This window comes from Armatimonadota bacterium (assembly GCA_029907255.1).
Taxonomy (GTDB): Bacteria; Armatimonadota; UBA5829; order DTJY01; family DTJY01; genus JAIMAU01.
The window spans coordinates 23,948-48,283 of sequence record JARYMF010000004.1; the positions used below are offsets into that span (position 1 = coordinate 23,948).

A 24,336-nucleotide genomic window follows, 5' to 3' on the forward strand; every position below is an offset into this window, starting at 1 on the left:
CTATCCTATTTCTATCATTCGCTCAATTGCTTTTCGTGCTCTATTTATTATATCGGCAGGCAACTCGATTGTATACTGCATATTTTCGAGCGACCAAGCAAGCTTTTCAAGCGTAATTAGCTTCATATTCGGGCAGACTACCCCAGCTGTGGGCGCATAAAACTTTTTGCCAGGATTTTCCTGATAGAGTCGGTGAAGCAAGCCTTCCTCCGTGGCAACAATAAACTCCCGTGCCGAGCTCTCTTTTGCAAATCGAATCATCCCCGACGTACTGAAAACGCCATCTGCCAGCTCGAGCACCTCTTTCGTGCATTCGGGGTGGGCGATTACTAGCGCTTCGGGATGCTCTTCCTTTGCCTTTAGAATGTCCTCAGGCTTGATATTGTAATGTGTTGGACAGAAGCCCGGATAGCAGATGACACGCTTGCTAGTCTTCGATGCAACATAGTCACCGAGACACTTGTCGGGCACAAAAATGACTTCGTCTGCATCAAGCGATTCGACAACTTTTACGGCGTTTGCAGATGTACAGCAAATATCACTCTCTGCCTTGACCGCCGCCGAAGTATTTACATATGCCACGACAGGCCGCCCTGGGTATTCGGCTTTAAGCTCACGTAGCTGCTCGGCAGTTATCATATCCGCCATTGGGCAACCAGCCGCAAGGTCGGGCAGCAACACAGTTTTCTGCGGCGAAAGTATTTTGGCTGTTTCAGCCATGAAGTGAACTCCACAGAAAACAATAACGTCCGCCTGGGCCTCCGCCGCCTTCCTGCTTAGCTCCAGGGAGTCACCCACAAAATCGGCAACATCCTGAATCTCGCCAAGCTGATAGTTATGAGCTAGAATAACTGCATTGCGGAGATTCTGGTATACCTCTATCCTACCTAATAAATGAAATGTCGTATCCTCAACTCCACTCTTTTCTAAAGACATAAGCACTCGCTCCTATTCTAACAACCCTTTTCGCCTTCTCCTGAATCTCGTTCTCCAATTGCGGAAGCTGTCGCCCTCTTGCGCTTAAAGCTACCAATCGCGGCTTCAATTCCTTGGTAAACCGACTCCACGCCAACTGTCTTCATTCCTGCAACCTTGGCTCTTACTACATTGGCTGCTGGAATGATTGCACGCTCGAATCCCAGGTGCGCCGCCTCTCTTATTCGCTTTTCAATCTGGACCACGCCTCGCACTTCACCCGCAAGACCAACCTCCCCAACAACCAAAGTTTTTGGGTCAATTGGCAACTCCTTCAAGTTCGAAGCCACTGCCGCCGCAATCGCCAAATCAAGCGCGGGCTCTGCGGCTTTTACGCCACCTGCTATGCTTACATAGACATCTTGATTAGAAAATCGAAGTCCTATGCGCTTTTCCAGAACCGCCAGAATAAGCATTGTGCGGTTATAGTCAACCCCGCTTACCATCCTTCTTGGAGCAGCAAAATACGAAGGCGATACCAAAGCCTGAACTTCGACAAGCAAGGGCCTTGTACCCTCTATAACGGCGCTTACTACCGAGCCCGGGCCATGCAGGGGCCTTTCCGCAAGAAGAAGCTCAGACGGATTGCTTACCTCCACAAGGCCATTTTCGTGCATCTCGAAAATCCCCAGCTCGTCGGTTGAACCGAATCTGTTTTTCACCGCCCGCAGTATCCGATAAACTTGATGCCGGTCGCCTTCGAAATAAAGCACGGTGTCTACCATGTGTTCGAGCACGCGTGGGCCGGCAATAGAACCATCCTTTGTCACATGGCCAATGATGAACACTGGTATGCTCAAGCCCTTCGCAATTCTAACAAGAGTTGCAGTGCAAGAGCGGACCTGGCTCACAGTGGCAGGCGCTGATTCCAGCGACGAATCATACATTGCCTGGATAGAATCAATTATGACAGCACCAGGTTTAAGAGATTGCACGTACGCCTCAACTTGCTCAATACATGTCTCAGCGGCGAGATAAAGGCGTTCTGAAACCGCGCCCAATCGGTTGGCTCGCATCTTGACTTGCTCTAAGGATTCCTCACCCGAAACGTAGAGCGTCGGACCCTCGCGGCTCAGGTTTTCAGCCACTTGGGTAAGAAGGGTTGACTTCCCAATTCCCGGATCGCCGCCAACTAACACAACAGAACCGGGCACTACACCACCGCCAAGAACACGATCGAACTCACCAATGCCAGTGGTGTATCGGTGATGCTCACCGACCACAACATCAGTAATTGGTTTGGGCGGGTTGTATGTAGCGGACGTGGGCTTCTTCGTTGCCTCCGATGTTCGGGTGACGACTTCCTCAACTAGGGTATTCCACTCGTTGCAGTCGGGACAGCGACCAAGCCACTTTGGAGACTCATATCCGCATTGCTGACATACATATTTAGTCTGCGTCTTTGCCAAGTATAACCCCTTTATATTTTTCTCAACAAAGGAATTATATCAAAAGTTGAAAGGCAACGACAAACCACAAAGAAGGGGATATCACAAAGTGTAAATTGAAAGTTCTAGAATACTATTGCCGACTTAATAGCTTCGCGTTGTTCCATAGCAACAAGGGCATCGGTTGCCTGCTCGAGAGTGAATGTGCTTGTAATCATTTCGCCCAGCATGGGATTCTGGCTAGCAAGCGCCAGAGCTTGATAAAGGTGGCGCGTATGGCTCGTCCAAACTCCTTGAAGCCGAAGGTTTTTCCGCACTAAATCTTGGTAGCAATCAATCGTTACTGATGCTCCAGGGACTGCGAAACCTGTGGAAATATACGAGCCACCTGTTCTCAACGCTCTTATTCCCTCATTTATCGAGTCAGGTCTGCCGGATGACTCAAGCACAACATCTATGCCTCGGGGTGCGATTTCTCGAATTGCTTCCATCCGTTCTTTTGATGACGTGGTTCGATGGCTAAGGACTAGGTCTGCACCTAATTTTAGCGCAAGAGAAAGGCTATCTGGTGAGCCACCCACGACTACTATCGGTGATGCCCCAAGCATGCTGGCGAAAGCAGTTAAGAATAATCCAAGCGGACCAGAACCTTGTACTAGAACAGCGCTACCCAGCTCAATACCAGCAACCTCCACGGCATTGGCAGCGGTTGCTCCAGAACAAGACGTGCTCGCCAAAAGCACATAATCAGTCGAAGGAAACTCATCTAGATGAATGATATTTGTGCCTCGCACAAGTACGATATACTCAGCATAACAACCAACAAGGTAGGGCGGTTTTTCCGATGACCTCCCAATCCCATAAGCCCACCGATTTGGACAAAGGTTCGGTTCATGCCGCACAGCACAGAAAAAGCACTGGCCACACGTAACTCCACGGTCCCAAGCAATCCTATCCCCACGCCTGAGTTCTCTCCCACTGATGGACTTTGGCGGCTCGGGACCAATTTCTTCCACCTCTCCCACGCCCTCATGACCTATGATTGTTGGCAGAGGTATTCGAGGATCCTTACCATGCCACATGTGGATATCTGACCCACACACACCTGCGGCAAGCATCCGCACAAGAACCTCACCAGGCCCGAGGGCCGGCTTATCGAATTCTCGCACTACTAGCGGTTCGTTAAACTTTTCAAGTACGGCAGCTCTCATGGCATATTTTGGTACAAAAACTTTAATTGTACCTATCCAAACATGAACATCATAGTCTTGGCCGAATTTGGTGTCAAGGGCGGCGGCCCGCAGGCATAATGGCGTCAATGAGTGCTCGATGGTGAACGCCCAGCTTGTGGAGCAGATATCTAAGCTCGCGCATCTCTCGCGGTGTCATCGTGCGTTTTAATTGTGGACACACATACTTCACGCATTCAAACGGCCGAAGATCATCGGGGAAAAGACACCCGTTATCTCCCAAATAATCGCATGGTTCAAGGGTTTGTTCAACCAATTCGCCGCCAGCAAGGATGCTAATGCTAGCTTCGAGATACTCTCTCACTGTTTTGTTAGCCGAAGGTAATGAACATCCACATGCATTTGCAAGAAGAACGTCAATCTCTTGAACTTTCGTGGGTTTTCGGCAGCACGGCTGAGGACAAGCAGGGCAAAGTTCCGCCGTATACGGCGCAAAGAGCGCGCGAATCCGCCTTTGAGTAGCTCTGTATTTTTCAATAAGGCTTGCCATGGGGAGATATTATAACAAATCGAATGCGTTCGTTGCCATATTGGCATGCATCTTGCTTATCTATACTATGGATGTAAGCGCTCACAATAAGAGCGCTGGGTTAGATTGCTTTTGGCATACCTGATTCAGCGAACTTATAGAGTTTTTGAGTTTAACTAGCCCTGCAATCACCCACCACACCCATAAGCGAGAAGGCCGGGGGCGTGCCCGGCCTTCTCATTTTCGCCGCCATATCAACTGGTAGGATTCACCCTATGGCTTGAAATTGGGCATGTCTTCCCTTATTTCAACATGCCCGTCCGCGAAACCGAACACAATGCCATCGGGGTGCCGCCGAATCGGGATAACTGACTCCTCTGTTCCATATACCCGGCCGCAGATTGATTCAAACAGCAATACTACTTCGGAAGGATTTCTAATTTCGCTCAACTTCCTAAGGCTCAAATATTTGTTCATTGCATAAGACCGCTGATATTCCTTGGGAAATGGAACCTTCTCCATCCACTCTGCGGCATCCGGAAACACTCCGCCATTGGCTTTTGCAAAAGCTAGAAGCTTTGTAACCATTTCCTTCATTCTGGCCATACAAATGCGCTGGTCATTCCTTGCCTTTTCCTCAGCCTCCTTGTCGACAGCACTGAGAGAAGGCAGTATTTTCTCATCCACAACTTCAACGTCCGGTATTATCAAGAAATTCGGAATCCCAGGTTTAGGTATTGTAATATAGAACTTCCCCTTCTGAGAAAGCTGAACGAGCGCATCTGTTATAGGCGAATCCCTTAATTCAAGGTTGACTTTCATGCGGGGAGCGCTCTTAAGTGCTTTTCTTATTCTTTCCGCTTGAGCTGGATCCTGAAGAGCCAAATAATCATTTAGATTCATGACTACGTAACCTGCGCCACCAATCTGTTTGATAAGGTTTGTTACCGCTTCGATAGGGTCGGCGTTCTTTAATGAAGCTGAAACTTTTCCCATATTCACTATTACGCCCTTGCTTTTGAGGCTGTAGATAGTGACATGGGTTACTTCCTTCCTCATGAAATCATACATGGGATGCTTCTCGGAAAATTTGCCCGGGAATGGAAACTTTCTCATTTCGGAATCCGCAAAATCGGGGCTGTCCGGACTATCCTCTGATTTAGTCTCAACGGCCTTTTCTGGCTTTGCTGTCTCCGCTTCTGCTTTCTCTGTCTCCCTATGCTCGGCTATATACGTTAAGCCAGTGGTTGCAGTAAGCGTGTCAAGGAACCGTTTTACATCCATCTTCGACACGCGAATTGTGATTTTTAGGTTTACTGGCACTCCCTCTCCCAACACAAACTGAATGCCCGTTTGTGCACTGAGAAGCTCCGTAAGCCTCGCTAGGTCAGCATCCCTAACATCTATGCTTACTAGCTTATTTGGCCATTTTAGAGAGATGGTCCCGCCAAAGTATGTATCGCCTATTCGAAACCGCCCAGCATCCCCAAAGCGTGCACCCTCAAACTGATACAGTCTTTCACGCAAATCGTGGAACCGCCTTGGGATTTGCTCTTTCGTTTCCAGTGGCCTCTGCTTGGGATATTTTTTCTCAGATTCGTTCGAACTTGATGAATCTAAGTCCCCAAAAGCAAGCCCTATCATTGAGGAAATTAAGATCATTGCTGCCAAAAAGCTTGCAATCTTGTGCATGTTCTGTGCACCCCGTGACTCCAAACTAGTAAATATTAGCGGATGCCACCGTTTCCGCGATAGTTACAGATGTTACCCTGCCTCCGACGTCAAATTCTCGCACTACATTCAGCTCGGTAGCCGGCGTCTCGACCTCATCCGACTCAGTATCGGTGCTTACCTGTATTGTGTATACCTCAGGCTCCCTTGGCTTTAGTACGAACACCATTACCGCCTCGCCATTACTGGGCTCAGGTGCAACTTTGACGTCTGCTTCACTTAACGGTTTATGTGCCAATATGGGTTTTCTGGTAGTTGATAGAGTTCTCCGCCGCCTATGCCCAGGCAAGGCATTTGCAACTTTACGAATTTGAGGCTTAATAATATTCTGCCCAGTCTGCTGAACAACGGGCTTTGATATGCTAGCCGAATTGTGAATTGAATCTGGTACGCTCTGCACTGCAGGATTATTCGTCGAAGCAGGAGCTTTAAAGTGTTCTTGTTGCTGCGCGATTTGTGTAGCTTCAGGGGTAAATAACGTCTGCAAAAACCAGCCGGCAACGATTACTGCGCATATAAAAATTACCGAGAATGCCGCTGCTAGACGAGGTACGCGAATTCGACTACAGACAATCCTTTCGGCATCAATCCTCTGTCTAACCGCACTGAGGACATCTGGCGCCGGTTCTTCTTCTCGCAAGCAATTCAATGCTTCAGAAGCCTTCTGCGCAAGTGCTAAATACCTGCGGCATGATTCACAGGAATCAAGATGACCACTTAGCTGTTTTGCCTCTCTCAGCGAAAGCTCCGCCGCAATATAATCCATCAACTTGTCTCTAGCTTGGGAGCACTTCATGGCACTCCTCCATTCTCGCACTCGCGCAGGTAAATCTCTTTGAAGACATTTCTAGCGCGGTGGAGATAGCACTTCACTTTATCAGGTGACCAGCCTAGCACCTCAGCAATTTCTATGTATGAAAGCTCTCGATAGTACCTCAATATGAGCACTGCGCGAAAATGAGGTGCAAGCCGCTGGAGTAATTTCGAAATTATCCGACGCTTCTCGACATCTTCGAGGCTGGGTTGGGACCACTCACCGAAATCCTTCTCCAAGGGAGCCTCTAATCGCCGGCTTCGCTGAAGGCTCAGGCATTGGTTCACTGCAATGCGATAGAGCCACGTAGATACCCGCGATTTCATTTTGAAATGAGGTAGCGCACGATAGGCAGAGATTAAGGCGTTTTGAGTCGCATCTTCTGCATCTGCAGCGTTGCCAAGCATCTGTAGACAGATGTTGTAAATATATGCGTGGTATTTGACTGCAAGCTCGTCAAACGCTCTTTCATCGCCAGCTAGAAAGCTTTTCACCAGCAACTGGTCTCTGTCTATAACAGATGCGTCCAGCACTGCCGGCTTCTCCAAACTACCCATAAGCATTTTCGCACCTGCAGGCGCATATTCAACTCATTAGACGTTGAGGTTCGGGCAAAGGTGTACAATAAGCCTCTCATCCCCAAAGCTATCTCCTTTTAGTAGCCTGTCGGTTTGTCATCCTCGCCAGGAGCAAAACTGCCGATATTCAATCCAGAAGGGCTTCCCAATCCGCGTACAATTGTTCTATCGTTCTAGTCAACTCATGATATTCGGCAACGGTACTTGCCGCCTTCTCGGCGTTCGCATAAGTTTCCGGATTTCCAAGAAGTTGTGTTACCTCTGCAAGCCTTGATTCAGCCTCTTCTATTTGGCGCTCGATTTCTTCGGCAGTCAGCCCTGTCGTAGCAACTTCGCTAGCAACAGATGGCTTGCGGGCAACTGGCTTTGGCTTTTTCCTTCTTGAAGGGCGTGCTGGCCTTGGGCGTGCTCGCTCGACGAAAAAGTCATAGTTTCCCTCAAATACCCGCGCCGCTCCTCCTTTAATTTCGACGATTCGGGTTGCCACTGAGTTCAGTAGATATCGGTCATGAGAGGTGAGAATTATCGTTCCTTCAAATGCCTTTAGGGCATCATCAAGCGCCTGCCTTGAATCAATATCAAGGTGATTTGTCGGCTCGTCAAGCACAAGAACGTTTGGTTTTTTTAGCATCAGTTTAGCCAGTACCAAACGATTTCTTTCGCCACCGCTCAGCTTCGAGACTGCTTTGAACACGCTATCTCCTTTGAACAAGAAGCGTGCGAGGAAAGCTCGTGCTTCCGCCGGGCCAAGGTCCTCTGTATCCAATATTTCTTCAAGTACCGTATTTTCAGGATCCAAGCCGCTCAAATCTTGGTCGAAGTAACCTATTTCGACCCCGTAACCTAGGCTAAGTGTGCCGGTTGTTGGCTCTTCGTCGCCAACAATCATCCGAAGGAGGGTCGTCTTGCCCGCACCATTCGGCCCAACTATTCCAATCCGATCGCCATTCTCCACCATGAGGTTCAACCCTGCAAATAATTGCCGCTCCCCGAAAGCCTTGCCAACATCTCGCAGGTCTGCCACTATTTGTGCGCTTGTCTTAGCTTGTTCAAAGCGAACTCGCATTTTATCGGCTTCTAGCTTTGGCTTTCGAAGCCGCACCATCCTCGCCAACTTCTTCTCGCGGCTTTTCGCCTCCCGATGGCGTTGCCCAGCATGGTACCGCCTAATAAAATCCTCTAAACGAGCAATCTCTGCCTGCTGTCGCTCATAATCCTCAAGCTGCTGTCGGAGAAATTCCTGCTTCTGCCGAACATAGGCTGTATAATTGCCAGCATAGGTCTTTGTATATCCTTCATGTAAATCAATCACCTTTGTGACTACTCGGTCGAGGAAGTAGCGGTCGTGTGATACAACCAGCACCGTGCCCGAAAAGTCCTGGAGAAAATCCTCCAGCCATTCGACCGCTTCTATATCCAGATGGTTCGTCGGTTCATCGAGAAGAAGCACGTCTGGCTGTTGTAGAAGCAGCTTTGCCAATGCCGCCCGTGTCTTCTGTCCGCCACTAAGGATGTTAACTGGCTTCTCCCAATGTTCCGGTCCAAGACCCAATCCACTCAGAGTCGACTTAACCTCTGCATCGAACGAATAACCGCCGAGACGCTCGTATTCGTGTTGCGTCTCGCCATACTTGGCAAGGATTGCCTCTAATTCTTCGCCAGTCGCTTCGCCCATCGCAGCTTCAAGCCTGCGCAGTTCACATTCCAAGCGAACTACTTCCTCAGATGCGTTTGAAACTTCCTCAATGAGACTTCGCTCACCTACCAGTTCACTATCCTGAGGCATATAGCCGATAGTTACACCCGGAAGAACTTGAATTGTACCCGAATCAGCTTCTTCTTCGCCAGCAATAAGTCGGAGTATTGTTGTCTTTCCGCTCCCATTAGGCCCAACAAGCGCAACTTTCTCTCCAAATCCCAGCGTAAAACTCACTTCATCGAGGACCTGGAGCCCGCCGAACGATTTCCTAACCGAATTGAGAGTGATAACAGCCACAACATCACCTGAGGTAAAATATGTAGCAATGCAATCATGAATGTTAGCATTGGTGATATGAGGTGTCAACAAAGTTTGGAATGCAGGTATGTGTTATTTGTAGAAAAGAAGGGTATATGAACTTGCGAAACCAAAAGCTAAGCAGCTTATAGTGTTTAGACGGTAGGTCAATTCTTTTGCCGGGCTTACTCTGGAGATTGAGTAGTTCAGACATGAAAAACGCTCGCCCTGATAATGAAAAGCTCTCCATAGAATTGGTAGACTTAGATGGCATACCCCTTGTGCGTGCGGCTGGCGAAATTGACCTTTACAACGTTTCAAGGTTTGAAGACGGCATGCAACAAGCAGTTGCCCGGGGGACGAAAATTGTGGCTGTGGACTTAACAGGCGTATCTTATTTAGACAGCTCGGGACTAAGCGCGCTTATAGCCGCTTACAAGTCACTCGAAGAACGGAATGCCAAACTTTACGTAATTGTGCCACCAGGGCACAATGCAACCAGACGAGTGATTGAAATTACCCGTGTTGACAAGTTTATCCACGTACGAGACAGCTTAGACCAAATGCTTTCGGATGCGAAAGAAAAACAAGCAGCCTGAAAACAATATTGCATTGCTAATAAAACCACAATCGGCTACTACCCCTTTGGGCTCAAAATGATGTCAGCGGAATCTTGTTCGATTTCCATTAATCGTTTAAAGGAAACAACTATCGTGAAATGCAGCGGCGAGATAGACAGCGGAACCGTATCCGTTCTAGCTCGAGCACTCCAAAACGCTGCACGTAGCGGCAAGAAGCATATCATCCTAGACGCGACAGAGTTGACCTATATAGATAGCTCTGGCATTCTAACCCTTATATCTTTCCAACAAAAACTTCAGAATGAGAATAGGCGTTTAGCAATCATCGGATGTCACGGTATTTTTCGCAAGCTAATAACCTTGTCACGCCTCGAAAATCGTCTTCCAATGTATACCTCACTGGATGAAGCCCTCGCAGAAGCCAACGCTCGGTAGCCCTCTTTTATTTTTGAACCACCATGCTTTCTAGAAATTATAAATAAGCAAGGCCAATTCGCTAATACATTAATTAATAAAAAAGAGAGGTAGATTCGAAAAATCCTCAATCTACCCCTCATCTTGCTTAAAAACTAATAATTATGGCTCCCTGCCGGCCAGCACGCCGGTGTTCCTAACGCTTGTTACCCAAAGTGCCGGTCTAAGGCTTTATGTAATGGTAGTTAAATCATACTTCCTAATGAACTCTTCGTTAGTCAGCTTTTCTAGGTCTTCTTGAAGTGCCTCTGCATATTCTTTCATTGATTCGAAGTCATACGAACTAGCTTTGACGACCGCCTTCTTTTGCTTTTTATTTCTTAGAATGACAACACAGTAGGGCCTCAGTTGATGGCTAGTCATTTTGCGGTCTACTTCCCAGTAACTAGCTGCCAACTTGTCAACCGTCTGCATGTCTCTCCCCTGCCTTTCAGCGAATCCGCTCCAAAAACTTACCATCATGCGGAGAAGTGGTCATATACCACCCTGGAAATCTCCGCTATGGCGAGTTTGGCGATGCGCTGGTCTTCTTGGTCGTCTATCCCCTTCGCCATTACGCAGAGTACGTATGGACCCCAGGGCGCATAGACCACAGCCACGTCATGGGTAACACCCGAAATCGAACCCGTCTTGTTGGCGATTTTAAGATCGGCGGGCAACATGAGCGGAATCTTGTCCCTATATTGTTGTCTTGCCATGATTTCGATGATTTCCTGACTCGCACTTCTGCTAGGAATTTCACCGCAGGCAAGCCAACGCAGTAGCTGCATCATCTCATACGGCGTACAAAGGTTCTCTTTTCCAAGCCGAGCCTGTTCCCAATCATACATTTTGCGGGCAAGGGTTGTCTTCTCCAAACCAAGCGAGCGCATGCGCGAATTAACAACATCATTACCCAAGCGATCTATTAACAAATTTGTAGCTGTGTTGTCGCTAATAACAATCATGAGAGTCGCAAGGTCTCTAAGCGTCAGTTCAAGCCCTTCATGGAGCTCCTTTAGAATGCCAGAACCTTCAACCTTGTCCTCGTCTTTTAGAATGACCGTCTCATCGAGCGAAACCCGCCCCTCATCACGTTGCCAAAAAAGCTCAACAATAATGGGAACTTTAATAACGCTTGCAGAAGGAAAAACCTCATGTTCATTAAAGAAAAACTCCAAGCCGTCGGTGGAATTCCAAGCCGCAATGCCAAATGTGCCCTTGTTTCGATTGAGTATCTCTCGTATTTCTGACTCCAATGATGGCATTCTCTGTCCTCTCCCTAGAACTTTTAACTGCACTAGTGACTTCTCTTGTTACTGCCATAATTCTAATTAGCAAACTAATCGCACGTCAACGAAGGAGAAAAACGCCATTGGAGCGAAGAAACTCACAAAGGATGTGCTTGTTTAATCGTCAAGGTGCCTTATCACCCAAGGTTGAAGCCTTGCTGCTTCAGGGTAAAACAACATCGGCACTTAGGAAAATAAAACTTTACGCCACAAAAATTATGAGCAAAATAAAGAAAATCATAAAAACTGGAATTGCCGCTAGCCTCTGCGGAGCGGGTTTATTCGTACTCGCTCGTAGATATGGCATTACATCCAAGATTGCGGAGTTCGCCCAGAATATTGAAGCCGTTCCATTCCCAGGCACCGAGCTCTACTCGTTCCTTTTGGCAAGGCAGCTTCGACCACTTTATGCCGAGATTGCAAGCGAAATCCATGAAGAGGGACGCTTCGCGAGAATACTGGACCTTGACACAGGACCAGGCTACCTTCCTATTGAACTTGCCCTAAGAAACCACTTCCACACCATAGTTGGAATGGACCGTTCCATTGACATGGTACGAGTTGCAAAGGCGAACGCCCGAGCTTCGAATGTCGAAAAAGTGATTGAATTCACCCAAGGCGAACCAACTAACATCCCGTTTCCAGGCAGGTATTTCGACCTTGTCGTTAGCGTCAACGTTTTGCACCATTGGCGTAATTCATCCCAGGTATTCGATGAAATATACCGCATCCTGAATCCCGGCGGCGAGTTCTGGCTTTACGACTATCAAAGCGAAGTTCCATTGGAGGAATGGCAGAAATACGAAAAGGAATTGCCAATCCACTTGCGCCTTGCCTTTGAAGTCGGACCCATGGCATCCTGGCGGGCAGCATACAGCAAGAAAGAACTTTTAGAGATTGCTGAAGCAACTCACTTCGCAGATGCAGAAGTCGAGCCTAGAACGTTTACCCTTTTTGGAAAGCCTATGTCCGTCTTCTTCCGCCTCCGACTTCGCAAACCCGACCAGACACGGATTGAATAATATTTTTCTCTGGCTTTTTAAACACAAAAAAGGACGCCGGAAGAATCCAGCGTCCTTTTGCTTGAGCCAAAATAGAAATTTACTCCGCCGTAAATGGGAGCAAAGCCATGTGCCTTGCCCGTTTTATTGCCCTAGTTAGCAATCTCTGATGCGAAGCACAAGTTCCGGTTGTTCGCCTAGGAAGAATCTTTCCGCGGTCCGAGATAAACTTGCGCAGTTTAGTGGCATTCTTATAGTCAATAGTCTCTACTTTATCTGCACAAAACGTGCAGACTTTTCGCCGCGCTTTCTTGAATTTTGTTGCATTCTTTTTCTGCATATGATTAAGGGCCTCCTTAAAATCTAATCAAGCATTTAAAATAGGCTTTGCCTATTCATCGGCAAATGGGTCTTCAAATTCCTCTTCCTGGGGCTCAATGGCGGTGTCACTTTCCTCAACCACTGGTGCTTCTTCTATCTCTGCCACGCCAGCCTCAGTGCGCTCCTTTGGTCTATCCAAAGACCTAAGTTTTTCTGCAACAACTTCGGCCGTGCTCCGGCGAGATCCGTCCTGAGCCACCCATGACCTTATTTGAAGTCTCCCATCAATAGCAACAAGCCGCCCCTTTGTAAGATAAGTCGCCGCAAACTCAGCAGCTTGCCTCCACGTCACTATAGGGATAAAATCCGTTTCCCTTTCGCCTTGTGCATTCGACACATTACGGGTTACGGCCAGCCTGAACGTTGCCACCGCAATTCCGCTAGGCGTGTACTTCAGTTCGGGGTCGGTAGCTAGTCTGCCAATCAATACCACTCTGTTCAACATACTCTCTGCCTCCTCATCTAGGGCTATGAACTCTGGCCAGTTACTCAGTACCCAATCAATACTTCCAACATAGCCCACTATTAATTCCTATTTCTCATCTCTACGAACAATGATGTGCCTAAGCACATCTTCTCCAATCCTAAAGACTCTATCCAACTCGGCGGCAACTTTGGGCTCACTTTTGAAGGTCATCAGCACATAGATACCCTCTCGCTGACCTTTGATCTCATAAGCAAGCTTTCGAGTCTCCCAACGGGTAACACCCTCGACTTCACCGCCCTGGGATTCCACTACCTGCTTATACTTTTCAGTGATGGGGGTAATCTCCTCTTCCTGCAAGCCGGGTGGAATGATGTATAGAGCTTCGTAGGAACGGACCATTATTTCACCTCCCCTCGGATTAGCAGCCCCGGAACTTGGTCCGGAGCAGGAAGGACGCCGGCATTATTATAGTGTTTTGAAAACAAGTTGCCGGCGTTATTTCGACGCATTATATCATGCTTTACAAGCTTTTGCAACGAATATTCTTTTGGGCGGCTTCTACTAAAAACGAAGGAAGCTTATTTTTCATCGGGAAATATAATTCAAAAAGCAAAGACGCTCTCTTAATTCCATGCTCTATCGGAGGAAACATGCTCAAGCGCTTGAATCCCATTGACATCGGAATAATCATCGCATATCTCGCCATCGTAATCGCTCTAGGAATTTGGATGAAGAAGAAGGCGTCGAAAAACATTGGCAGCTACTTTCTTGGCGAAAGGCAACTTCCCTGGTGGGCGCTAGCAATGTCTGGCAGCTCGTCTTATTTTGACATAACCGGCACAATGTGGATTGTTAGCTTGTTCGTTACAATCGGGCTGAAAGGCATGTGGGTGCAATGGATTTGGGGATTCATAATTCCTGTCTTTTATATGGCATATATGGGCAAGTGGATTCGGCGCTCAGGCGTAATGACGGGGTCTGAATGGATGGAAACCCGATTCGGAAGCGGCAAGGCAGGTGAGGCCGCACGAGCTTCTTATACACTCTACGCCGTCCTAACCATTACTGCATTTCTGGCATATGGCGCAACCGGAATGGGGAAATTTGGCTCGGTCTATCTCCCATTTAGTGAACATACCTGCGCAGCTCTGATTATTGGAATTACCGGCATTTACGTAATCGTTGGCGGATTCCATGGCGTTGTAATGGTCGAGATATTCCAAACCATCGTTTTAAGCATCGGAGCAATTGTTATCGCATATTTGGGATTTGCTCATGTCTCGCCGCAAGCGCTTTCGGCTAAAGTGCCTTCCGAATGGGGCAGCCTCCTCCCAAACAGGTGGGACTTCGCATACATTACCGACCCTGCCTACAAACTCTTCGGGGCGCTTTTAATCATCTGGGTGATGAAAGGCCTTCTCCTCTCGCTCTCCGGGCCTGAACAACTCTATGATTTTCAACGCTTTTTGGCAGCGAAAAACCCAAAGGAAGCATCGAAGCTTGGTGCGCTTTGGGGAATCATACATACAGTCCGCTGGCCCATGGCAATGGGGTTAGCAATACTCGGCATAGTTGGACTGGCAGAAATTGGAGACCCCGAGAAAGTACTCCCTTCGGTCATCCAAAACATGCTACCTGTTGGGCTTAGGGGATTCGCCATCGCCGCCCTGCTTTCGGGCTTTCTGGCAACGTTTAACTCAACAGTTAACGGCGGGGCCAGCTATATCGTGAAAGATATTTACCACAAATACATCAATCCGAATGCCTCACAGCGCAAACTAATCTATGCAAGTTATGTATCATCAGCCCTCCTCATTGCCCTAGGAATAGCTATCGGCTTTGCCGCAAAGTCTATTAATCAAATGTTCACATGGATTATGGGAACCCTCGGCGCCGGAGTACTAATGCCGAATGTTCTGCGCTGGTATTGGTGGCGGATGAACGGCTGGGGATACGCAGCAGGCGCAGTCTCCGGGATGGTGCTTTCGCTAATCCAAGCGTTTGTGCCGAAATTCGCCGCTATGCCGCTTTATCTAACCTTCCCTGCCATTGTTTTCTTGGTGCTCGGCATAACCATCGCCGTAACCCTTCTTACTAAGCCAACCGATGAAAAGACTCTGCGAAAGTTCTATACAGAAGTGCGCCCTGCAGGATGGTGGGGAGCCGTGGCAAAAGACCTGGCTTTAGACGGTAGACTCCGAAGACCATTTAGCCAAGATTTTGCAAACGTTTTGATTGGCATCCCTTGGCTAATTGCGATGTGGATGTGCCCTATCTACCTTGTCCTGCATCGCTTTACCGAGGCACTAATCGCCGGAGGAATTGTCGTAATGACATCGCTTATTCTCTGGCAGACATGGTATCGGAGGCTGGAAGAGGATTAACAACCAATAGCAAAACCTCTTGGCACATCCGTAGCTTCCCCAAACTTTTTATCATTACAATCGGCTTTGTTTGCGTATTTCCACCCAACCAACGTTTAATAACACCCTGAGACGGGAATATGGAAGCTTGAAACCCCACCACAAGGAGGTAACATAATGGAAGCAGCATGTGGCAAGCTTGCCCCCGACTTCGAAGCAGCCGGCTACTTTGAAGGCGGCTTCATCAACATTAAGCTATCAGACTATCGTGGAAAGTGGGTGGTCCTCTGCTTTTATCCCGGCGACTTCACATTCGTCTGACCGACAGAATTGTCGGCGGTCGCCGTCAAACGCGAAGAACTTGAATCCCTCGGAGTCCAAGTGCTCACAATCAGCGTAGACAGCAAATTCTCACACAAGATATGGCAGGAGGAAGAGCTGTCCAAAATGGTTGCGGGCGGCGTTCCCTACCCAATGCTAACCGATCCCGGCGGAAAAATTGGCCGCATGTATGGAGTTTTCGATGAAGAAACCGGCGTAAACGTGAGAGGCAGATTTATAATAGACCCAGATGGCATAATTCAAGCTATGGAGGTCCTTACACCTCCCGTTGGAAGAAATGTCGCCGAAATGCTTCGCCAGGTAAGGGCGTTCCAACACACTCGCGAAACTGGTGAAGTTATGCCGTCCGGCTGGCAGCCTGGCAAACCTACACTCAAGCCAGGGCCGAACCTCGTAGGCCATGTTTGGGAGGTTTGGAAGCCAGACATGGCATTCTGAGTCAAAAGCTCGATAAGCTAACACAAAAGCCCAGCTACTGCATCGAAGGAAGACGGAATCGCCAGATTGGGCGGTCAACCTTCGCACCCAAGTGCATTTGGAACGCACGGAAAAGGCGGTCCCATTTGTCGCCTTCAAAGAGGCACTCGGGGACAAACGGATTTGCCGCGAAGTAAACCGCCTCCCCTTTCCCATACCTGTGCGCCGTAATCGCTGGCGTGCCGTCAGCAAACACGGCTAGCACGCGAACATCGGGCTTTGCCGTTTCAACTAGCCAGCCGTTGTCTTCGGACCATCCGTTCCTGCCAAATATAGGATAAATTGGAAGCGACGTCCCCGCCAGGCAGTCCCCAACCCATTCACTCCTTCGAAGCACAAGAAAATTTCGAGCCTTGGGAGCAATCGTTCGAATGCCAAATATTCTTTCACGCCATGAAGAAAGATTCTCCCCGTTGATATCCCATGAAAAGATGCTCGGGTCCCCAGAAATAACTACGCCGCCTTTGCGAACAAACTCCTCAATCTGCCGAACGACCGACTTCCTCTGATAAGTACCAAAGGGTATGTAGACCGCTCGATACTTTGATAGGCTTCTTTCCCCCCTTGCTAGCGAATCATCATCTACGAATTCAAACCATGAGCCAACCCTTTCACCAAGCAAGGCATAGGCAGTATAAAGCTCATTTGCATTAGTGCTCGGCCCTTTGCTTCGATGCGAATCGGCAGAGTAAAGTATCGCAACCTCCGGGTCATCGGGGATTTTGATTGCCCTCATCGAAGTAACAACCTTCGAAATATGCAGCATCATCTTCCATCGGTCGGGATGTGTGAACCTGGGGTTATCCATTTGGTAAAAGTCAATATGGCTAGCGCCAGCCCGCAGGCTTTGGCTAACCCACTCAAGCAAATCTTCGGGGGTCATGTCGTACCCAGCATAATCGAAAGCTTGCACAATCGCACGAACAGGCTTTCTGGTGATATCACGCAAGAACTTAGGCCCGAAGCCGTGGTTGTAAAGTCCTCTGCCCTTCATTCGCTCTGCCGAGCTAGCATAAGGGTCACAATCGAAGATATCACCATACTTCGCCATGAGAGCAAAGTCAAAGGGTACGAAGCCGGTCATGAACCAATAGTCACATGGATTATAAAGTGCATTTGGGTCAACAGCCTTCAGCGCCTCGTACATAGTTTTCTTAGAGTCAGCATATTTCGCTGCCATCCAGCGGTTGAAAGCAATCCAACGAAATGGTCGGTTAACATCATCAGCAAGATATTCAGGATCCCCAGGAGCGGGCATTGCATATTTGCCGAACCCGAAATCCCTGAGAACCTCTTCTGCGCACTGTCTTGCAAACGGTCCCCATTCCGACATCGGCCCTTCCGGAAAGTTTATGCTCGGCTCGTCTTTGCCCATATAGGCGAATACATATGGCTTGCCCTTGAATCTCTCAGCTTGCGCTTTGAGATACTCCACCGCGGCATTGATATACGCAGGATCAACCAGCGATACCGATGGTTCAGCTGATGTAGAAGCGTGTTTCTTTGGATTCAAAATTTCAGCCCCAGCTTTAATCGCGGCACTCCTAACATTGCTCATCTCACAAGCGACGTCGAATTTAACCCCAAACCGACGATACACCTCTTCGGCTACTTCTGAATAACCAGGCAAGCCGTAATAATAAAGCCCGTTTTCGCCAGCCTCCCGAAACATAGCAAGCTGCTCCTGCTTCCACTGTTCATCGGTAAACTTAGCGGATAACTCTGGCGGCAGATTCTTTTTATTGAGGTTGTGAGTCCAAGCAATAACCGTGTAGCCACCCGGAGAATCGGAGAGCAACTCTTCGAACAATGGACTGCAAGTGCGAAGTACTCTAAGCTTGCTCCAATCGGCGTTGCGAAGGAGTGAGGTTGGCGTCGAACTTGGCGGTAGCTCTTTCAGCGATACCCGTGCATACGCAATTTCACCAAAACCAGAAGCACCAAGTACAACCTTGCCGGAGCTCGTAAGAATGGGAGTGCGAAATGCTTCGCGAAACTCTTCCCATTCGCCCGCTTTATCCATATCCGACTCCCGAGGGAACGAAAGCCTAATAACACCAGCGCTGGCGTTCCCTTCACCAAGCCGATTAAGGAATATAACTAAGTCTCCTGCACAGGCAGGGGAACTACGACGATATAGGAAGGAAAGCTCATAGACCGCGTTGGGCTTCAAGCGCATTGTCTCCGATATGTTCGCATGCGCTGCAGGCACAATGGCACAGTTCGAACCATTAGGCCCCTCGCCGCTGCCCAACCGAATGAGCGCCTTGTCTTTGCCATATAGCTCCCAGTTTTCCAGCCCCATCGAAAAGTCGGAGTTGGTCAGCAGGTTCTGAGCTTGGCACGCGGCCGCTATTGCAGTAAACACGAGGCACACAACAAGAATTAACCGACCCAATCACCCCACTCCCTTCTTGGAGAAGTATAACAGCCGCTACAAGGCACGTCAAACTAAGCTTGACAGAACGCTTAGATAGGGCTAGTATAGCTTTATATAAATGACCCAATGTGGGTACTCTTATTTAAGGTAGAGAAATTGAGGCAAACTGAATCTAAGCCAATAGTAGAGTTCAAGCCCGGCGACAAGCCACAAATTGAGGTATTTGCAGGCGAAAAATCCAAGCCGATATCCCCATACCTTTTCGGAAAGTTTACCGAGAACCTTGGTAACAATATATACCATGGCTTCTGGGCGCAGATTCTGCGAAACAGCGGCTTCGAACCATCAAAGTATTTCAGCCACCACGGCGAGAAGGGCCTTGAGCGGAAGTTAGCTCACTCCGGAATCTCCGAAGTCTGGCCTGACCTCCTTGAGAGTCATAAGGCAGGCGTTGCTTGCTTCTGGGCACGCTGGGGCACAGGGAACGTTTCGTACTCACTCTCTACCGATAGAATTAACTCGGAAACATCCCAAAGAATTGAAATTCGGTCGCTAAGCACGCCACAAGTTGGCATTCTCCAACCAATCTATCTGCCAATCCACCGCACCTGCGAATACGAATTTACTGTATGGGCAAAAGGAACGATAAAGGAACTCCACGCCATTATCCGAACGCTCGACGGTAAGGACCTCGGCGGAGCAAAGTTTTCAGTAAATCCAAGTTGGCAAAAGTGCAAAGGCAAGTTAACCATTAGACGCAATGGCGTCGAGCGTGGGCAGCCGTTACTTCTCACCATCGGAGCTAAAGAAAAGGGAGAAATCTTCCTTGACCAGTGCTTCCTATTCCCAACGGACAATGTGGAAGGTTTTGACCCCGACATACTTCATTTTTTAAAAGAATCAAAACTGACAATGCTTCGCTTCCCAGGTGGGAATTTTGTCTCAGGCTACCATTGGCAGGATGGAGTAGGCCCGCTTGATGAACGCCCAATGCGGGTGAACCCCGCGTGGGACCAGGAAGAGCCAAATCATGTTGGAACGGATGAACACCTTGCGCTGTGCCGACTGCTAGGTTGTGAGCCCCTGATTTGCATAAATGCAGGAAACGGCACACCTGAGGAGGCAGCGCAGTGGGTTGAATATTGCAACGGCGGACTGGACACCGAACTTGGCAAACTTCGCGCAAAAAATGGGCATCCCGAACCCTATGGCGTCAAATACTGGGAGATTGGCAACGAACTTTACGGCAGCTGGCAAATCGGCAACTGCACACCCGAGGAATATGCCGAACGATACCGCCGATTCTACGAAGCCATGTACGCTGTTGATTCCAACATTAAGTTCATTGCAAACGGCCAGGACCTAAACTGGAACAAACCCATCATCGAGAAGAACGCCGACATTCTGCGCTCGCTTTCCACACACCAGCTCCGGGGCGCTGGAATTCCTGCGGAAACCGACCCGGAAATTGCCTATAAGGCTTTCATGGCATTCCCATTCTGGTTCGAGGCCCATCTTCACGAAATGGCACGCCAAATGGCTGAAGGTGGAATCAGAGTTCCAACGATTGCACTTACTGAGCTACAAATACACACCCACAAGCCACAACTGCCAAATAACCAAACCCTCTCAGAAGCACTACTTTATGCTGGAATGGTAAACGCAGCAATTAGAAGCCAAGGGATAGTGGAGATTATAACCCACTCAGCCCTTGTTAACCACGGCGGCGGCCTGCGGAAACAACGCGAGTTCGTATACCCAAACCCAGTTTACTGGGCGCACAGGATGTATGCATCTCAATCCGGGCGAACCCCTGTTAAAATCCACATTACAGGTCCCAAATTCTCAGTTGCAGAGCTTGCCGACTTGCCCGCATGGAATGACGCACCCTGGCTAGACGCCATTGCTCTACTCGATGAAACAGGTAAGGAAATGAATATTCTCGTATCCAATCGGCATCCAAAAGACCCACTCACAGTTGATATTGCACTTCATGATTTCCAAGCCGAAGGCGAAGCCTTTGTAGAAACGCTTACAGGCGACGACTTCATGGCTATGAATACATTCGATGAACCGGAAGCCGTTAAGCCAATTCACTCGACCACGGGAACACACTCAACGGGCTTTACTCGCACATTCCCACCAAATTCTCTCGTCAGGTTAAGACTTAAGAAATCCTAGCAGTTGGCTAGCATTGCCTGAGTAGAAAAACTTTTTATGTTGAATCTCGATTGATGTATTTTGTTTCTCATGCAACCCATAGCTTGCAAAGATGAACCTTATGCGTATTAATGCTTGCACGCCAATCACCAATTTTTCATTGTTTTAGTTTGAAAAACAATGAAAAGCTTCTGAAAACTGGTATAAGTGCAGATTGACAAAACGGAAACCTGGCAGTATTTTCGGTATCAAAGGGCCATTTAAATATTCAATTGCTACTTTTGGGAAAATTTATAAGTCACAATAGCAGAGTGGAGCAACATTACTAATTCAAAATTAGTCAAAAAAATGGCAAGAATGCGGCATCCTAAAAAGAACATAACGGAAAGGAGAATTAATAAAACATGCACACACGACTGAGCGCAATTTTGCTTACCTTCCTCACCCTCTTATTTTTAGTTACGTTAGCTACTACTGCACTTGCGCAAAACACAGCACCGCCCGAATTCAGAGGCTTGTGGGTAGACACATGGGGCAGCCCCGGCCCATATGATCCAGATTCGGTAACGACTTTAGTAGACACAGCCGCCGCCGCAAATTATAACGCTATCGTCCTTGAAGTTAGAAAGTGTGGAGATGCCTACTACAACTCAGCCTACGAACCATGGGCACGCAATATTGTCGTAACCGATCCCCCATACGACCCTCTCGCAGACTGTCTAGAGAAAGCCCATGCGAAGGGAATCGAAGTTCATGCCTGGATAATACCATACCGCGTCTGGAACACCGCCTGGCCACTGCCTCCAGAAAACCATGTTTTCAGAACACATCCCGAATGGCTACATAAAGCCGCAAATGGAACTAACCTTGTTGGCACATATTGGGAGCTCGACCCTGGCGTGCCTGGTGTTCAGCAATATATCTGCGACCTCCTCAAGGACATACTTTCTAAGTACGACGTTGACGGCGTCAATTTTGACCGCATTCGCTATCCCGAAAGCTCTTACTGGCCAAAGGGTTACACCGCCAATCCATGGGGCTACAACGATATTACTTGCGAAAGGTTCAGACGTGAATACGGCTCATATCCACCAACAAAAACATCAGATCCTCTTTGGGCTACTTGGTGCGATTTCCGAAGAAACCAGGTTACCGACTTAGTGCGGAAGTGCTATGCCGAATGCGTCTATATAAAGCCATCTATTAAGATGTCAGCCGACACAATTGGATGGATGGGCGCTGACCCAAATGTTGACTTTAGGGCTACGCGCGCATACACCGAGGTTTTCCAAGACCACAAGCGATGGATGGAAGAACACATCCTCGATATGAATATCCTGATGAACTATAAACGCGAGCACGATAGCAATCAGGCTCGAGATTATCGGCTTTGGACTAGTTACTTAATTAACAATAAGTTTGGCCGCCATGTAGTAGATGGAGTGGCGGCATATCTTAATTCGATCAACGGAACGATAAGCCAAATTGGATACGCCAGAACTGCCGGATGTGAAGGCGTCTGCACATATAGCTATCGCTCTACAAACAAAGATAACCAACCGAATTCCGCCTTCTACCAAGCAATCAAGGATTCTGTGTTTGCACTTCCTGCACCACTTCCTGACATGCCTTGGAAAAGCAATCCAACTGAAGGTATTCTATTTGGTCAGGTTACCGATTCTTCAATGCCAAACGACCCAGTATATGGCAACTGGATTTGTAAGGCACAAGTATCCATCAGCGGACCAATTTCAAAAAGCATGCTCACCGATGGCACGGGTACCTTCGTCTTTGTAGACCTACCGCCAGGCGAGTACACTGTCAACGTCTCCTCGCTAGGGTTCAAAACAGCAACGAAAACAGCAGTCGTAACAGCTGGACTCGCTACCCGCCTCGACTTTAGCCTTGATTTGGTGGACCCAGTAACGCTTTGGGAAGCTCGCGAACTTCCCGACGGCACGCAAATCAGGGTAATCGGCAAGTCTGTCACCTCACCAACAGGTGCGATAGAGGGATGCATATACATCGAAGAACCTAACAGGACAGCCGGTCTCAAAGTCAAACCGCTTTTCTGGACAAGTCCTGTCGCTGAAGGAGACGTAGTAAGTTATGTTGGCGTTCTAACTACCGAAAATGGCGAGCGCGTGCTAGACAAAGCTCGATTGCTTAGCAAGGAGGCGGGAACACCGTTAGGAGCTTTAGCCGTAAAGATAAAGGACCTCGATCTCAAGCCAATTACTACAGGGCTACTCATCCAGTGCACTGGCAAGGTTGTCGAGTCTGGGAACGGTTGGTTTGTAATAAACGATGGATCTAGCATGGTAAAGGTTATTTGTCCAGGAAAGAGCATACCCACAACTGTAGCCCGCGTAACTGGCATCAGCGGCATGGACGCAGGTGAGACGGCGCCGGTCCGCGTAATCAGAGTCCGCTACCAGTCAGACATCCAGTCCAGCGAATCTTTGGTTAGCCTAACCTCGCCACAAGAAGCAATTAGAAAGGGCTTCAATCTAATCGGCGTACCCTGCGCACCCGAAAACTCCGCTCCCGATGTAGTGTTCGCCGGGCTTGAAATTATTGACAAGCTTTGCAGCTGGAATGGCGACTCTTGGATTCCGTACAATCCTTGGGATGACGGCAAATTCGGAATTCTTCGAGGCGAAGGTTACGGCTTAACTTCAATCAAAACAGAAAAAATAAGCTATGTCGGCTTCAACAACGAGGGTGCAGCAGACATGAGAATCACGTTGCCGAAGAGTGGATGGAATCTAATTTCTCAGCCATTCACTGCTCCATCTAGGTACCAAGATATGACAATAACCGATGGCAAACAGCTTCTAACAATCCAAGAGGCTGTCAAAGCCGGCTGGATTATGCCTTTGCTATTCACCTGGGACAATGCAACTCAAAGGCTGGGCCACGTGTGGCTAAAGTCAAATGGAAAGAACCAAACAGAACTCGTAATGCCATGGCAAGGATATTGGGTGCGAACACATGCGGACGACTTGGCACTCATTATCCCAAAACAAACGCCGCAATAATGCCCTAAAAACGCGGACTTTCCGAATCGAAGTTGAATGAAACGGGCGGGGTCAGCTATAACCCCGCCCTTCTTCACTTCTGGGTAGATTGCTGTGTGGAACTTAAACAAAAATGTGCTATAATAATTATAAATGCCTTACAATGATAATTTATTCCTTTGAACAGCACCTAGCATTTGCTGTAAGCAAAAGCTGAGCAAAAAAATAGCCAGCGATTAACCAACGGTTTCAAGCGTA

20 protein-coding genes and 1 pseudogene are annotated in these 24,336 nt (G+C 48.3%); 7 read left to right on the top strand and 14 right to left on the bottom strand.

What is annotated here, in order from left to right; all coding sequences use genetic code 11:
• From nadA to QHH26_04165, 8 genes are all read right to left on the bottom strand, one after another.
• Positions 1 to 936: a quinolinate synthase NadA gene (gene nadA, locus QHH26_04130; protein MDH7481152.1), complete on the bottom strand. Its 936-nt coding sequence runs from the start codon at positions 934 to 936 to the stop codon at positions 1 to 3.
• A 17-nt stretch (positions 937 to 953) separates the two neighbouring features.
• Positions 954 to 2,384, bottom strand: a complete 1,431-nt coding sequence (gene radA, locus QHH26_04135) for a DNA repair protein RadA (GenBank protein MDH7481153.1) — start codon at positions 2,382 to 2,384, stop codon at positions 954 to 956.
• Between the two features lie 104 nt (positions 2,385 to 2,488).
• On the bottom strand, positions 2,489 to 3,682 hold the full coding sequence (locus QHH26_04140) for a zinc-binding dehydrogenase (GenBank protein ID MDH7481154.1): 1,194 nt from the start codon (positions 3,680 to 3,682) through the stop codon (positions 2,489 to 2,491).
• Positions 3,648 to 4,103 carry a hypothetical protein gene (locus tag QHH26_04145; GenBank protein ID MDH7481155.1) on the bottom strand — a complete coding sequence of 152 codons (456 nt, stop codon included), beginning with the start codon at positions 4,101 to 4,103 and terminating at the stop codon, positions 3,648 to 3,650. The genes QHH26_04140 and QHH26_04145 overlap by 35 nt, the downstream gene beginning before the upstream one ends.
• Before the next feature lie 252 nt (positions 4,104 to 4,355).
• Positions 4,356 to 5,774 carry a hypothetical protein gene (locus QHH26_04150; protein ID MDH7481156.1) on the bottom strand — a complete coding sequence of 473 codons (1,419 nt, stop codon included), beginning with the start codon at positions 5,772 to 5,774 and terminating at the stop codon, positions 4,356 to 4,358.
• 25 nt (positions 5,775 to 5,799) lie between these two features.
• A complete protein-coding gene (locus QHH26_04155) occupies positions 5,800 to 6,609 on the bottom strand; it encodes a zf-HC2 domain-containing protein (protein MDH7481157.1) in 810 nt (269 codons plus the stop codon).
• Complete coding sequence (locus QHH26_04160) at positions 6,606 to 7,184, bottom strand: RNA polymerase sigma factor (GenBank protein ID MDH7481158.1); 579 nt, start codon at positions 7,182 to 7,184, stop codon at positions 6,606 to 6,608. The genes QHH26_04155 and QHH26_04160 overlap by 4 nt, the downstream gene beginning before the upstream one ends.
• A 148-nt stretch (positions 7,185 to 7,332) precedes the next feature.
• Positions 7,333 to 9,201 carry an ABC-F family ATP-binding cassette domain-containing protein gene (locus tag QHH26_04165; GenBank protein MDH7481159.1) on the bottom strand — a complete coding sequence of 623 codons (1,869 nt, stop codon included), beginning with the start codon at positions 9,199 to 9,201 and terminating at the stop codon, positions 7,333 to 7,335.
• A gap of 212 nt (positions 9,202 to 9,413) precedes the next feature.
• On the opposite strand from QHH26_04165, the gene QHH26_04170 reads away from it, so the two are divergent.
• The gene (locus QHH26_04170; protein MDH7481160.1) at positions 9,414 to 9,800 is read left to right on the top strand and encodes an STAS domain-containing protein; all 387 of its coding nucleotides are present in this window, start codon (positions 9,414 to 9,416) and stop codon (positions 9,798 to 9,800) included.
• 60 nt (positions 9,801 to 9,860) lie between these two features.
• Positions 9,861 to 10,217, top strand: a complete 357-nt coding sequence (locus QHH26_04175) for an STAS domain-containing protein (GenBank protein MDH7481161.1) — start codon at positions 9,861 to 9,863, stop codon at positions 10,215 to 10,217.
• 210 nt (positions 10,218 to 10,427) lie between these two features.
• Here QHH26_04175 and QHH26_04180 read toward each other — a convergent pair whose 3' ends face one another.
• Positions 10,428 to 10,670 carry a hypothetical protein gene (locus QHH26_04180; GenBank protein ID MDH7481162.1) on the bottom strand — a complete coding sequence of 81 codons (243 nt, stop codon included), beginning with the start codon at positions 10,668 to 10,670 and terminating at the stop codon, positions 10,428 to 10,430.
• Between the two features lie 44 nt (positions 10,671 to 10,714).
• Positions 10,715 to 11,503 carry a class A beta-lactamase-related serine hydrolase gene (locus QHH26_04185; protein ID MDH7481163.1) on the bottom strand — a complete coding sequence of 263 codons (789 nt, stop codon included), beginning with the start codon at positions 11,501 to 11,503 and terminating at the stop codon, positions 10,715 to 10,717.
• Between the two features lie 107 nt (positions 11,504 to 11,610).
• On the opposite strand from QHH26_04185, the gene QHH26_04190 reads away from it, so the two are divergent.
• On the top strand, positions 11,611 to 12,549 hold the full coding sequence (locus tag QHH26_04190; GenBank protein ID MDH7481164.1) for a class I SAM-dependent methyltransferase: 939 nt from the start codon (positions 11,611 to 11,613) through the stop codon (positions 12,547 to 12,549).
• A 79-nt stretch (positions 12,550 to 12,628) separates the two neighbouring features.
• On the opposite strand, the gene rpsR is transcribed toward QHH26_04190, so the two are convergent.
• The 3 genes from rpsR to rpsF all read right to left on the bottom strand — a co-directional run bounded on the left by rpsR (position 12,629) and on the right by rpsF (position 13,735).
• Positions 12,629 to 12,868, bottom strand: a complete 240-nt coding sequence (rpsR, locus tag QHH26_04195; protein MDH7481165.1) for a 30S ribosomal protein S18 — start codon at positions 12,866 to 12,868, stop codon at positions 12,629 to 12,631.
• A 51-nt stretch (positions 12,869 to 12,919) separates the two neighbouring features.
• Complete coding sequence (gene ssb / locus QHH26_04200; GenBank protein ID MDH7481166.1) at positions 12,920 to 13,354, bottom strand: single-stranded DNA-binding protein; 435 nt, start codon at positions 13,352 to 13,354, stop codon at positions 12,920 to 12,922.
• An 87-nt stretch (positions 13,355 to 13,441) separates the two neighbouring features.
• Positions 13,442 to 13,735 (bottom strand): 30S ribosomal protein S6, encoded by a 294-nt coding sequence (gene rpsF / locus QHH26_04205; GenBank protein MDH7481167.1) that lies wholly within the window; start codon positions 13,733 to 13,735, stop codon positions 13,442 to 13,444.
• A gap of 251 nt (positions 13,736 to 13,986) precedes the next feature.
• On the opposite strand from rpsF, the gene QHH26_04210 reads away from it, so the two are divergent.
• Positions 13,987 to 15,720, top strand: coding sequence for a Na+:solute symporter (locus tag QHH26_04210; GenBank protein ID MDH7481168.1), 1,734 nt, complete (start codon positions 13,987 to 13,989; stop codon positions 15,718 to 15,720).
• A 171-nt stretch (positions 15,721 to 15,891) separates the two neighbouring features.
• Positions 15,892 to 16,479: pseudogene (gene prxU, locus QHH26_04215) on the top strand (thioredoxin-dependent peroxiredoxin).
• A 34-nt stretch (positions 16,480 to 16,513) separates the two neighbouring features.
• On the opposite strand, the gene QHH26_04220 reads toward prxU, so the two are convergent.
• Positions 16,514 to 18,916, bottom strand: coding sequence for a hypothetical protein (locus tag QHH26_04220; protein ID MDH7481169.1), 2,403 nt, complete (start codon positions 18,914 to 18,916; stop codon positions 16,514 to 16,516).
• Positions 18,917 to 19,054: 138 nt separating this feature from the next.
• Between QHH26_04220 and QHH26_04225 the strand changes: the two genes are divergently transcribed.
• Together QHH26_04225 and QHH26_04230 are read left to right on the top strand one after the other, a co-directional pair.
• Positions 19,055 to 21,079: an alpha-L-arabinofuranosidase C-terminal domain-containing protein gene (locus QHH26_04225; GenBank protein MDH7481170.1), complete on the top strand. Its 2,025-nt coding sequence runs from the start codon at positions 19,055 to 19,057 to the stop codon at positions 21,077 to 21,079.
• 383 nt (positions 21,080 to 21,462) lie between these two features.
• Positions 21,463 to 24,099, top strand: coding sequence for a family 10 glycosylhydrolase (locus QHH26_04230; protein MDH7481171.1), 2,637 nt, complete (start codon positions 21,463 to 21,465; stop codon positions 24,097 to 24,099).
• The last annotated feature ends 237 nt before the right edge of the window (positions 24,100 to 24,336 follow it).